The sequence below is a fragment of the Sporosarcina sp. CAU 1771 genome (genome assembly GCF_054482775.1).
The window spans coordinates 1-12,955 of record NZ_JBTLRN010000014.1 but is presented as its reverse complement, the minus strand read 5'-3'; the positions used below and the strand labels follow the sequence as shown (position 1 = coordinate 12,955).

At 39.4% G+C, this 12,955-nt stretch carries 13 protein-coding genes, 1 other RNA gene and 1 other annotated feature; of the genes, 4 read left to right on the top strand and 10 right to left on the bottom strand.

Translation table 11 applies throughout. From position 1 onward, the window contains the following. Window positions 1–190 precede the first annotated feature (190 nt). Entirely contained in the window at window positions 191–1,117 is a 927-nt protein-coding gene (locus ACXYMX_RS10535) for a substrate-binding domain-containing protein (protein WP_459044188.1), read from the bottom strand. 136 nt (window positions 1,118–1,253) lie between these two features. Between ACXYMX_RS10535 and modA the strand changes: the two genes are divergently transcribed. The 3 genes from modA (at window position 1,254) to ACXYMX_RS10520 (ending at window position 3,446) form a co-directional block, all read left to right on the top strand. Continuing rightward, window positions 1,254–2,018 (top strand): molybdate ABC transporter substrate-binding protein, encoded by a 765-nt coding sequence (gene modA, locus ACXYMX_RS10530; protein WP_459044187.1) that lies wholly within the window; start codon window positions 1,254–1,256, stop codon window positions 2,016–2,018. Between the two features lie 25 nt (window positions 2,019–2,043). Next, complete coding sequence (gene modB / locus ACXYMX_RS10525) at window positions 2,044–2,721, top strand: molybdate ABC transporter permease subunit (RefSeq protein WP_459044248.1); 678 nt, start codon at window positions 2,044–2,046, stop codon at window positions 2,719–2,721. A gap of 77 nt (window positions 2,722–2,798) precedes the next feature. Continuing rightward, complete coding sequence (locus tag ACXYMX_RS10520; protein ID WP_459044247.1) at window positions 2,799–3,446, top strand: ATP-binding cassette domain-containing protein; 648 nt, start codon at window positions 2,799–2,801, stop codon at window positions 3,444–3,446. Between the two features lie 68 nt (window positions 3,447–3,514). Here the strand turns inward: ACXYMX_RS10520 and ACXYMX_RS10515 are convergent, their stop codons facing one another. From ACXYMX_RS10515 to hisS, 5 genes are all read right to left on the bottom strand, one after another. Next, window positions 3,515–4,417 (bottom strand): DMT family transporter, encoded by a 903-nt coding sequence (locus ACXYMX_RS10515; protein ID WP_459044186.1) that lies wholly within the window; start codon window positions 4,415–4,417, stop codon window positions 3,515–3,517. 156 nt (window positions 4,418–4,573) lie between these two features. Continuing rightward, window positions 4,574–5,341, bottom strand: a complete 768-nt coding sequence (locus tag ACXYMX_RS10510) for a tRNA threonylcarbamoyladenosine dehydratase (RefSeq protein ID WP_459044246.1) — start codon at window positions 5,339–5,341, stop codon at window positions 4,574–4,576. A gap of 92 nt (window positions 5,342–5,433) precedes the next feature. Then, a non-coding RNA gene (gene ssrS / locus ACXYMX_RS10505) (6S RNA) lies at window positions 5,434–5,613 on the bottom strand. 88 nt (window positions 5,614–5,701) lie between these two features. Continuing rightward, on the bottom strand, window positions 5,702–7,471 hold the full coding sequence (gene aspS, locus ACXYMX_RS10500; RefSeq protein WP_459044185.1) for an aspartate--tRNA ligase: 1,770 nt from the start codon (window positions 7,469–7,471) through the stop codon (window positions 5,702–5,704). 17 nt (window positions 7,472–7,488) lie between these two features. Then, entirely contained in the window at window positions 7,489–8,763 is a 1,275-nt protein-coding gene (gene hisS, locus ACXYMX_RS10495; RefSeq protein WP_459044184.1) for a histidine--tRNA ligase, read from the bottom strand. Window positions 8,764–8,853: 90 nt separating this feature from the next. Then, window positions 8,854–9,082: a binding site (T-box leader), on the bottom strand. Between the two features lie 118 nt (window positions 9,083–9,200). On the opposite strand from hisS, the gene ACXYMX_RS10490 reads away from it, so the two are divergent. Beyond that, on the top strand, window positions 9,201–10,730 hold the full coding sequence (locus tag ACXYMX_RS10490) for an SH3 domain-containing protein (RefSeq protein ID WP_459044183.1): 1,530 nt from the start codon (window positions 9,201–9,203) through the stop codon (window positions 10,728–10,730). A 315-nt stretch (window positions 10,731–11,045) separates the two neighbouring features. Here ACXYMX_RS10490 and ACXYMX_RS10485 read toward each other — a convergent pair whose 3' ends face one another. From ACXYMX_RS10485 to ACXYMX_RS10470, 4 genes are all read right to left on the bottom strand, one after another. Then, window positions 11,046–11,348, bottom strand: a complete 303-nt coding sequence (locus ACXYMX_RS10485; protein ID WP_459044182.1) for a hypothetical protein — start codon at window positions 11,346–11,348, stop codon at window positions 11,046–11,048. Between the two features lie 88 nt (window positions 11,349–11,436). Then, a complete protein-coding gene (locus tag ACXYMX_RS10480) occupies window positions 11,437–11,865 on the bottom strand; it encodes a hypothetical protein (protein WP_459044181.1) in 429 nt (142 codons plus the stop codon). A gap of 544 nt (window positions 11,866–12,409) precedes the next feature. After that, window positions 12,410–12,592: a hypothetical protein gene (locus ACXYMX_RS10475; RefSeq protein WP_459044180.1), complete on the bottom strand. Its 183-nt coding sequence runs from the start codon at window positions 12,590–12,592 to the stop codon at window positions 12,410–12,412. Window positions 12,593–12,846: 254 nt separating this feature from the next. Then, window positions 12,847–12,955: ATP-binding protein (locus ACXYMX_RS10470; protein ID WP_459043586.1), on the bottom strand; the 109-nt coding region annotated here is incomplete at its 5' end.

The window sequence follows — 12,955 nt, the reverse complement described above, 5'->3', positions numbered from 1 at the left end:
ACTTGCAACTCGATCCTTTTAATTTCGGTGTCATCTTTCACAATCAATAGTCTTCAATGTAGCAAAGCAAACGAACTGCACATCCGATTTTATCGTTTCTTTACGATTTATAAATCGACGAATATAAATAAAAGGTGACCCTGGATTGGTTTTTCACCAACTTTTTGGGTCACCCTTTGATTTGCATTGCCTACTGCTGCCAAATAACATCACCAATTCCTTCAATCTCATAACCAAGGGATTGTAGTTTCTCTTTAAAATTCGCATCCTTTAAAACCGCTAACACGGTCGCAATCAAATCTTCGTTCTGGTCATTTTTCAACATAACCAAATCGTAACTTTCTTTAATTAAAGGAATGAAGTCGATGTTCGCTGCTTTTGCCACTTGTTCTATACCAATTCCAGCATCTGCCCCGCCACTTGCGACGACCGAAGCGATTGCCAAATGGCTGGTATGCTCATTTGCATATCCATTTACTTGATTCTTGGAAATGTCGTGAAGACGAAGTTGTTCATCCAATAGCACACGTGCGCCCGCACCCGATTCCCGATTCACAATCGTCACTGTTGGGTTTGCTAAATCTGCCCAACCCACTATTTTTCTCGGATTTCCTTTCGCAACGTACAATCCAGCTTGCCTGCGAATAAATCTCACTACTAGAAAAGATTTGCTCACCAGCAACTTACGGACATAAGAAACATTATATTCTTTTGTGTCTCCATCGAATAAATGGGTACTTACAATATCTGCTTTGCCCTTATACATCGAAATTAAGCTATCCAAACTTCCAACATAGGATCTAAGCGGTCGAAATTCATCTGTTCTCATTTCAAGCTGCCTCGCTAAAATATCCAAACTGCTATCTTGCCCACTAATAACAATAGAGCGAGTGGAAGGAAGTTCATTATGCGCGTCGTTGTTCCTTGGCAGCAGATTCGTTTTTACTTCCTGCCCTCGAACTTTGTAATTCTCTAATTCACTCGCATCCACGCGCATTTGTCTGCCGACACGATATGCTTGAAGTTCACCTTTTTTAATCAAATCATACACCGTTAACTTGGATACTTTTAATAAATTAGCAATTTCCTCCGTCGTATACGACTCATTGTTTAACACGTTTACACCTCGACATTCCCTAAATACTTTTGGATAATTCTATTTTATCATTTACTTCGAAAGAAATGTGAATTATAGTTAGTTATATCTAGTTATGTTTAGATATAACTAACTATAATAAAAGGTGGATTATCTTATGAAAAAGCTATACTTCTTTTCAATCTTACTCGCTTTATCGCTATCGTTAATTGGATGTACCGGTAAAAAAGAAGAAAAAGTTGAGATAATGGTTTCCGCTGCGGTAAGTTTAACAGATGCACTTAAAGATATAAAAGAGCTGTATGAAAAAGATCATGCTGTTGAATTAACTTATAATCTTCAGGGATCCGGTAGTTTAGCGCAACAAATTCAACAAGGCGCACCAGTCGATGTGTTCATCTCTGCCAATCAAAAGTGGATGGACACTCTTGAAGATGAAGAACTGATTATTACGGCTACCCGTCAAGATGTCACTGGCAATAAACTTGTACTTATTACTGGACTATCCTCAGGCATTACCTATTCTTCTGTTAAGGATATCTCCGCTGAAGATATTGCGCAAATTGCAATTGGTAATCCAGAGAGTGTGCCTGCTGGGACATATGCTGAACAAGTCTTGAAAAAGTTAAGTAAGTGGGAGGAATTGGAAGATAAACTTGTCCTTGCAAAAGATGTACGACAAGTACTGACTTATGTTGAAACAGGAAATGTCGATATCGGATTCGTCTATGAAAGTGATGCACTTTCTTCTAATAAAATTCAAATTCTTGCAACCGCTGAAGACGGCACGCATGATCCAGTGATTTACCCGGGTGCAGTCCTTGTGGATACAAAACAGGAAAAAGAAGCGACTAAATTTTTGGTTTTTATGGCATCCGAACAGGCACAAAAAATTTTAGAGAACTATGGATTCAGAAAGTAATTTGAGGTGATTTCCAGTGACTGATATGAATTTTTCTCCATTATGGCTGTCCCTTAAAACTGCAACAATCGCCACCATTATCGTATTTATCCTTGGCGTGCTCCTTGCACGACTGATTGCTCGTAACTCATTCCCGGGGAAAAGTATCGTTGAAGCAATTTTTTTATTGCCACTTGTACTTCCGCCAACTGTTGTCGGCTTCGGTTTATTATATTTATTTGGTAAAAATGGGTTTCTAGGACAACTTTTAATGAATGCATTCGATTTTCAAGTTATTTTCTCTTGGTATGCCGTCATTATCGCTGCGGTTGTCGTTTCATTTCCACTAATGTATCAAAGTGCCGCCGCAGCATTTCAACATTATGAACCCAACATCGAAAATGCAGCCTATACAATGGGCGCCTCCAAATGGAAAGTTTTTTGGACGATTTCCTTTCCGCTTGCATGGCCAGGGTTATTAGCTGGCTTAGTCTTATCGTTTGCTCGTGCACTTGGCGAATTCGGGGCAACTCTTATGCTAGCCGGTTATATTCCAAACGTAACGGATACAATTCCTCTGGCCATCTACTTTGCCGTTGAATCCGGCAATATGGAAATGGCAACATTTTGGGTTATCATTATTATCGCACTTGGGTTCAGTGCCATCCTGTGGTTGAACTGGTGGAGCAAACGAAACATGATGCGCTACTCGGAAAAACGTTAAGAAAAGAAAAAATGCCCTGGTATTCCCACGAGTCGCTAGGGACGAACTCATTATTACTAGTAGAAAAGAGGTTGCTTATGCTCTCTGTAACTATTCAAAAAAAACTGGCGCATTTTGAATTAAATGCGGAATTCACGGTTGATTCAAATGAAATTATTGTGCTTTTCGGACCTTCGGGATCTGGAAAAACAACGATACTTAATTGCATCGCAGGTCTGACAAAAGCTACTGATGGGATCATTCAGCTGAATAATCATTTATTGTTTCAAGGGAAACAAGTCAATATCCCGATCCAACATCGGAAAATTGGCTATCTTTTTCAAGACTATGCCCTCTTTCCTCACTTAACCGTTTGGAAAAATATCGCATACGGCATGAAAACAGAATCCTTTGCAAAGCAATTGATGAACGAATTACATATCGATCACTTGGCCGACCAATACCCAAACGAGATTTCTGGTGGAGAAAAACAGCGAGTAGCCATCGCACGGGCATTAGCTACTGAACCCGACCTTTTACTTTTGGATGAACCTTTTTCCGCTTTGGACGACGCGACCCGGGATCGAAGTCACGATGAACTACTTCGACTACATAAGTTATGGGAAATCCCAATCATTCTTGTCACCCATAGTCGCAGCGAAGCCGAAAAATTAGCCACCCGTATTTTATATATGGAAAAAGGTCAAGTCCACTTCAGGCCACAAGCGTTAGCAAGAAGTGTGTGAGGAAAAATAAAAGCAATCCCAAAGGTCGTCAATGACCTACGGGATTGCTTTTTTATAATTATGGACACCTATACAACATTTCGCTCTAATTTCGGGAGTCGTTTTTTCCCAACCCAATTTACAATTACAATACTTGAAATCGCAATGAGGCCACCTACAATTGATAATGCACTAGGGAACTCTTTCAACCAAAACCACGCAACAATAACAGCGACGACCGGCTCGGCATACATCATACTTGCAACCGATCCCGTATTTCCAATTGATAAGGCTATCGCCCAAGTGACGTAAGCAATGGCAGCCGGAAATATGCCTAAGTAAATTGCCGAAATGTTCGCTTCTAGTGTCGCGCCCTGAATCCCATCTAAAAGGCCAGGAAAGTAGATAAAAAAGGGAAGTGTGCCTGCCCAAGTGAAGTAGGCGGTCAACTCAATCGCATTATAACGCGCGAGTAATGGTTTTTGGAATACAAAGAAAATTGAGGTTGCAATTGCAGCCATTAAAATCAATAATGCTCCTTTTGAAATTGCAAAAGATGCTCCTTCTGATCCAATTGTAATTAGAAGAATACCGATAATACCGACCAACATCCCCAACCATGCAAAAGCACTTAAACGTTCTTTCAATAAAACAACGGCAATTAGCGCAGTAAAAATCGGTGCGGATCCGATGAGCATTCCTGCTGTTCCCGCAGAAACAGTTTCTTCCCCAAATGTAATCCCAAAATGATAGACACTGATTCCGACCCATCCTAGAAGACATATCTTTAGTATATCTTCTTTTTTTGGAAGTTTGAAACGCGTTCCAGGCCAAGCCGCATAAATAATAAAGACACTAGATGCGATTAAAAAGCGGACAAGTACTAAGTGTCCAGGTGTATATCCACCTAAAAGACCTGCGCGTATTGCCGCAAAACCAGAACCCCAAATAACGACGGTAAATAATGCTAATAAAAAGGCTTTTTTATTCATACTAATTTCCTTTCCCGTGGCTGTGATTGCAACTTGGACTTTTAAATTGCACGATTGAATTGGAATGGCATTTCGGCATAATTAAATTGCATAATACAAATATGCGTTCAGTAAAAAAGCAGTCGCATAGATCCACATCCACACGACCACTTGGTCTCACACTTTGTCTTTCACTCGTTGAATTGGAATGTCTGCAACGATATCATTCATGACCCAACTAGCACATATTAGTCCTGCAACAGACGGTACAAACGCATTCGAAGCAGGCGGCATTTCAGCCTTGCGAATAGATGCATCAGGCTTCCCGACGACTCCAACAACATCTTCTCGAATTACAATTGGACTTTCATCTGAAAACACAACGGGAACACCTTTTGTAATTCCAGCTTTACGTAATCGAACACGAATAACTTTCGCCACTGGGTCCGTGTGCGTTTTAGATATATCTGCAATTTGGAAACGAGTAGGATCCATTTTGTTTGCGGCACCCATACTTGAAATGATTTTTACATTCCGTGCAAGACATTCTTGTATAAGATGCAACTTATAACTGATCGTATCCGAAGCATCAATCACATAATCTGGTTGATAGCTAAAAAATTCTTCAGCTGTTTCATCTGTATAAAACATATGTAGTGAGATTACCTCGCACTCTTTATTGATATCTGCGATTCGCTCTTGCATAACCTCTGTTTTTGAGCGCCCAACTGTGGATAAATAAGCTACGAGTTGCCTGTTAATGTTCGTTACATCAATGTCGTCTTTATCGACAAGAATAATTCGACCAACTCCACTTCTTGCACAAGCTTCAGCTGCAAATGAACCAACGCCTCCAACACCTAGAATCGCAACAGTTGTATTTCGCATACGTTCAACGCCCTCTTGTCCGATGGCAAGTTCATTTCTTGAAAATTGGTGTAACACGTACATTCCGCCCTTCTTCTCTACAAATCCATATTTAAGATATAAAAAACCTCTCAAGCAGTTGCGCAAGAGAGGATTGATTTTAATCAAAGACGAATCCCAAATGTGCCGTCTTTGTAGTATCGTTTTGAACCCGCTCACAGCAGGTGGGTGTCCTATGCAATTCTTTTGAAGTCCCATGACAGGCGTGACATCCAAATCGCAATGCAGACTCCCGACGATATAAATGTTCGGTCAAAATGATTGTCAAATAACGAACACTTCAGGATTCGTATTACTAATAGATTACCACAGATAGTAAGCGAGTACAATGATTATATTTTTCAAATTTGGTGAAAAACTTGGTATAAATTGAATTACTTAGTGATTCTTCACTGTAACGTGGACGCCTAACTCCGCAAGCTGTTTTGAATCTACAACGTCTGGAGCTGATGTAAGTAAGCAACTCGCACTTGTTGTTTTAGGGAATGCAATTGTGTCCCTTAAATTCGTAGATCCTGAAAGAAGCATTACGATTCGGTCAAGTCCAAATGCAATTCCGCCATGTGGAGGCGTACCATATTCGAATGCGTCAAGAAGGAATCCAAACTGCTCTCTCGCTTCTTCTTCTGTAAATCCAAGCGCCTTAAACATTTTTTCTTGAACTTCACGCTCATATATACGAAGAGATCCGCCACCTAGTTCATAGCCATTGAGAACCAAATCATAGGCTTGTGCTTTGACTTTATCGATATTCGTGTCCAACTCTTCAACGCTATCCGGCATTGTAAATGGATGATGCGCTGCGTAATAACGACCATCATCCTCATTGTATTCAAATAGTGGCCATTCAGTAACCCATAGGAAATTAAATTTCGTCTCATCAATCAAGCCACGCTCATGAGCTAACTTAACGCGTAATGCACCTAAAGCGTCTGCAACTACGTTCTTTTTGTCGGCTACGAACAACAGTAGGTCCCCTGCTTCTGCACCAGCTGCGTCTTGTAACGAGGCTGCTAATTCGCCTTCAAAAAAGCGTCCGATAGGTCCTGTTAGACCTTCTTCAGTTACTTTCAACCATGCAAGTCCTTTTGCGCCGTAACGTGAAGCAAATTCTCCAAGTCCCTCATCGATATCTTTTCTTGTAAATCCATCTGCTGCATTTTTCACGTTAATTAATTTTACTTGACCGCCCGATTCAACCGTTCCACTGAAGACTTTAAACGGTGCATCTTTAACAACTTCGGAAACATCGATTAGTTCCATGCCAAATCTTGTGTCTGGCTTATCAGAACCGAAACGTGCCATTGCTTCATCATAGGGAATGCGTTTAAAAGGAAGTTCAAGTTCAACGCCTTTCACGTCTTTCATTATTTTGTGCATTAGATTTTCGTTTAACGCGATAATTTCTTCCATTGACATGAAACTCATTTCCATATCAATTTGTGTGAACTCAGGTTGACGATCTGCACGAAGATCTTCATCACGGAAGCAACGAGCAATTTGGTAGTAACGATCAAATCCAGAAACCATTAGCATCTGTTTGAATAACTGAGGTGATTGAGGCAAAGCATAAAACTCACCTTCATGCACACGGCTTGGGACGAGGTAATCACGTGCGCCTTCTGGAGTAGACTTTGTCAAAATCGGTGTTTCAACTTCTAAGAAACCTTCATCATCTAGAAAGTTACGAACGGTCTTAGTAATATCCGAACGCATTTTAAATATGCGTGCAAGTTTCGGACGACGTAAATCAAGGTATCTGTATTTCAAACGAAGTTCCTCATTAACATCTGTTTCGTCTTCAATCATGAATGGAGGCGTCTTTGATTTATTAATAATCGATACTTCGTCAACTTGAACTTCAATTGAGCCCGTTTCAATGTTTGGATTTTTTTGAGCATCTGCCCGCTCAATTACTTTTCCGGTAATAGATAAGACGAATTCGTTTCTGACGCTTTCAGCTATCGCAAGAGCTTCTTGGGACATGGATGGGTTAAATACCGTTTGAACGATACCTGTACGATCTCTTAAATCGATAAAAATAAGTCCCCCGAGATCTCTTCTAACTTGAACCCAACCTTTTAGTGTAACTGTAGTTCCTACTTGTTGTTCTGATAATTTACCGCAATAATGTGTGCGCGTCATCATTCTTCATCTACCTTCCTTTATCGTTTCACGATGCTTGAAATTTTTTCGATTAGTTCTTCTGATGCGATTTCTTCCTGTGTTCCATCTGCCATATTTTTAACCATTGCCGTATTTCCCGCTACTTCATTTTCCCCAAGGACAACGACCACTTTAGCATTCAGACGGTCTGCTGACTTCATTTGAGCTTTCATCTTCCGGTCCATATAATCCATATCCGTCCGAATACCAGCAGTTCTTAAGTTGTTTAGAATTTTGAAGCCTGTATGCTTAGCTTCGTCACCCATCGTAACAACGTATACATCAAGGCCTGGCTCCTCCTCAAATGACTTCCCTTCAGCGTTCATAGCTAAAAGAAGTCGCTCAATACTCATCGCAAACCCGATTCCAGGTGCAGAAGGACCACCAATTTCTTCAGCAAGTCCATTGTATCTGCCTCCGCCACAGAGTGTTGTGATAGCACCAAATCCTTTAGCCGTGCTCATAATTTCAAAAGCAGTATGATTATAATAATCGAGCCCACGTACTAGATTCGCGTCCACTTCGTAAGCAATTCCTAAATCATCCAAATACGTTTTTACTTGTTCAAAATAGGATGCAGAAGACTCATTTAAGTAATCTGCCAAAGACGGCGCGGATTCAATTAACGGATGCCCGCTATCTACTTTACAATCGAGAATACGAAGTGGATTTTTCTCGAGTCTGGATTTACAATCCGAACAAAATTCTTCGATATGAGGACTGAAGTGTTCTACAAGGGCATCTTTATGCGCAGCTCTACATTCCGTATCTCCAAGTGAATTTATGACGAGTTTAAAATCCGTAAGACCCGCACCCTTATATACCGCCATAGCTAGTGAAATCACTTCCGCATCAATTGCAGGGTCTGCACTGCCTATTGCTTCCGCCCCGAATTGAACAAACTGTCGGTATCGACCTGCTTGCTGACGCTCATAGCGAAACATTGGACCTGTATAAAAAAGTTTAACGGGCTGATCTGGATAGCCGAACATTTTATGTTCTACAAACGAACGAACGACAGCAGCAGTTCCTTCAGGGCGAAGTGTCATTGAACGATTGCCCTTGTCCATAAACGTGTACATTTCTTTTTGAACTACATCGGTCGTTTCTCCAACGAGACGTTGAAAAAGTTCCGTTTGCTCAAACATCGGTGTTCTTATTTCTTTGTACCGGAATGTCTCACACAATTCATTTATTATCTTTTCCGCTTGTTGCCACTTCCAAGTTTCTGACGGCAAAATATCTTGAGTTCCTCTTGGCACTTTAAAAATCATTGGTATTCTCCTTTCTATTTGTAAAAGATGTGAATTAAAATTAATTCACATCTAAAAGTCCACAAAAAAAGACCCCCATCCCTTGCCTTGGCAAGGGACGAGAGCCTTTAAGCTTCCGCGGTTCCACCCTAATTGACGCAAATAGCGCCCACTCGTATCCAAGATAACGGCTGGTACCGTTCACGCCTAGTAAAAATGTTCAGCATGAAACCTCTGTGGTGTTCTTCAATGTCCCAATCCGCGGGGTGGATTTCAGCCACGTCCTCCCCTCTCTATTCGGATTTCTATGCACATCTACTTTCCACGTCCAAGGTTCAAATGTTTATTGTTCGTTACTCATAATCTTAGTGATTGTACAAAGAAGTGTCAACCTTTTTGCGATTATTGTAGTTTTTTATCCCAATATCTTCTACAATGGAATTGAGGAGGCTGATATTTTGCAAAAACTGACAACATGGGCCATCGTTCTTATACTTATCTTTTCGACAGTTTCCATTACAACAACTTCATTTGCAAATAACCAATCCGTTACAGTCGATGCAAAGACTCTAAATGTTCGATCGGGTCCTGGGCTTACATATGCAGTCATCGGTTCCCTCAAAAGAGGTGAACGCATTCATCCCCTCGCTAAATCTGGTGATTGGATTCAAGTCGCTATGGGAAATGAAACCGGTTGGATTGCAGCATGGTTAACAAGCCCTGAAGATGAAACAGGCACTTCATCCACTACTATTCTTTCACGAGTAGACAGTTTAAACATTAGGTCTGGTCCTTCAGTCAATTCCGAAATTCTTGGAAAAATGAATGCTGGCGATAATGCCGTAATGAATGGGAAAGACGGAAACTGGGCACAAATTACTTTTAACTCCACAATTGGATGGGTCCATACCGACTATATTAATGAAGTAAATGAAAAAACAATACAAACTTCACACCAAGAAACAAGCACGAAAGCAGATGTTTTCACCGTAGCCGTTGATGCGCTGAATGTAAGAAAAGCAGCTGATTTATCTTCAAAGCAAATTGGACTTATTCATAAAAATGAAGCTTTTGAAATTAAAGCAATTGATGGAAATTGGGTACACATCCTTTTAGATAAAGGAAAAGAAGGATGGGTTTATTCTTTCCACGGGAAAATTTCATCTGAACAACAGGTTTCCAAAATTACTTCTTCAAAAAGCAATTTTGCCACAGTTCTCTCAAACGGAACGAACCTTCGAGAGGCTGCAACTACGAATTCGACAGTTGTTACTAGAGCAAATGCTGGAGAACAATTTTCGATTCTTGCAGAGGATGGAGATTGGTACGAAGTTTTGCTTTCGGAAGGAAAGTCAGCATTTGTCGCTAAATGGGTAGTTTCGTCAGATGGTGTTAAAAAAGCACCACAAACAAAAGAGTCGAAAAAAAGTGCACGTGTTCCAGGAACGTTAAACGGCCTTACAATTGTTATTGATCCTGGCCATGGCGGGAACGATCGTGGAACGACAGGTGTTCGAGGAACTGACGAAAAAGACATTACATTACTAACGTCTGAACGACTCGCCTCAAAATTAAAAGCAGCTGGCGCAAATGTTGTTTTTACCCGCGAGTCAGACAGCTATGTATCCTTACGCAAACGGGTATCAGTCAGCCATCAACATGAAGCGGATGCATTTGTAAGCGTCCATTATGATGCAAATACAAGTTCTTCGGTTTCCGGATTTACAACGTACTATACGCATGAGCGTCAACAAAAATTGGCGGAAGCAATCAATAAGGGACTATCTAAGTCAATCGCGCTTCGGAACCGCGGAGCACAACCTGGAGATTATCTTGTCCTTCGTGAAAATCGTCAAAATGCAATCCTTGTTGAACTTGGATTTTTATCAAATCCATCAGAAGAACGTACAATGACGACGGACATGTTCAGAGACCAAGCAACACTTGGAATCTATAATGGACTTCTTGAATACTTTGATACGAACTAAAGCAAAAGGACTGCCACATTTTAATTACTCCGTTCAATTGCGTGGTACAAAAAATTAAACGGTTCGTTGGGGTGATGTGTTTCCACGTCACCCTTTTTTCATTTATAAACAACGATATTGTTGATTTTCGTTCCAAACCCTAAATGCGGAAAGATATAATTCAATCTTTCCCTAACATGTTCTCGAGGGCGGACGGTGGACCAACCAATTGTTGTTTCTTCTTTACGCTGATCCTTCCGGAGTAGCCATCTTGCACTCCAATCAACTAAGTGCCTACCAAAAGTTGTTGTGCATAATCATCCCCGATTGAAGAGTTTACGATCTTGGCTGATATGATTGTAAAAGCGATAAAAACTTCTCTTTTCTGTATGCATATACAACCGGAATGGAAGTGTTCTTTGTCGCTACTTCATCTTCTAACTGTATATGATTCGTATTTATCTTTCTAATAACAAACATATTGCCTTCATACTCACCTTGGCGAAAGTTATCTAATGCAACAAAATTGAATATAAGTTTAAATGTTTCTATGTCCATTATTTCGTCTTCGATAAACTTACTAAAGATATTTGATAAAGTAAAATCATCATTACTCATCGTGTCACCTCGCATTTTCAACAAAATAGCCCGATCGTATTCTTGTAAAACGCTTTCATCAATATCGCTTAAATACCTTTATCAAATCCACTATTTTCTTCTTTTAAGTTTAGTTGATTAAATTTTCAAACCAGTTAATCAATATAGGTATCTCATTCTTATAAATTGTAGCGATTACATTTTTTCCATCTGTTACGATCAAGGAATCCAAAGGTACATTGTTTGCCTCTACGACTTCAGATATTGCACTATCTGGCCAGTTTGTTCCACATAAAAATGGTGGTTCTGCTCCGACTAGAAATCTGGAAGGGTCTTTTTCTAGCTGTGCAATCAACTCGTGATTGAGATCATAACCTACAAATTCATACACTTGATTATTTACTTCTACGTCAATTAATAATTTATATAATGATGTTCTAAACAATCTTTTTTGTTCTTTAATTTTAGGTTTAATCCTGAAGTTTACTTCATTTAGGCTCAATAGTTTAGTTTTTTCTACATGAAAAGTTGCTTGGTCTAAATTCATTGACACTTCCATAGTCTCATTCCTTTATTTATATTTTGGTATGTTTTTTATTAATAGTAGAATCTAGAAATAGTCAGTTAAAATAGTACAAGGATTAAACGAACAATTAACATAGGTACTAGTATAGGTTCATATTTTTCGCAATAATTTTCAGATCTCTAATCCCACCTTAAATATTTAATTATCAGTATATCGTTTTAGCTGTAACCACTATACTTAAAAGATAGTTATCGCACCGTTTAATATAAAGTTATATTATTAGTCGTTATCCAAATCATTAGATAAGGTTGCTTTTCTATCTTCTCTATTTGGGTCTTTCTAAGACGCCTTGACCAACTAAAGATTGATTAATTCCATCCCTAGCCGCTTTTGAAATTACTACATAAAGAACAAATGGACCATGATCGCAAGAGAAACGGATAATATATATTCCAATTAGTATTCCTTCAAACTTAAATTCTTAACGGTTCGACAAATGTATTAATTGAACGATTTAAGCACCAATTATTTGAATACCTAAAACATGAATAAATGTGTCCAGTCAAATTCCTTAAATTTAATGCTTCCAGACATTATAATCAGTTATTTTCAAGACCTTCTCTTTTTGAATCTGCTTCAAATCTTCCTTCTGTAATTCAACGTAATCACCCATATATCCTACCAATACATATTCGAAGCATATATTGTCATTATCCATCCCTTGTATTGATACAAGAAGCTTATTCAATTCAATATCCATATTCCTTTCTGTCAGACCATAAGGTACATCTATATGGACCGTCCAACAAGTGTGTTGTAAATGCTGAAGAACATCACGATCTTTCGGAAGAGGTTTATCAAAAGAAACATTGGCCGATATGTTGCTCGCCGTTGGTAAATAAGGCTTTATAAGTTGATTTCCAAAGCTAGACCAATGCTCGAATCCATAGCCATCTTCAAAATCTCCATCTCGAGAGCTGTAACCGTCAAGTAGAATTGGACACTTTATGCTAATTAACTTTGAACACTTTCGCTTTCAAACATACTGACACGATGTTTCATACGGTAACTATCATCATTTAAATTAACGACCTCAACGCGGTGAAGTAAACGATCTAAAATC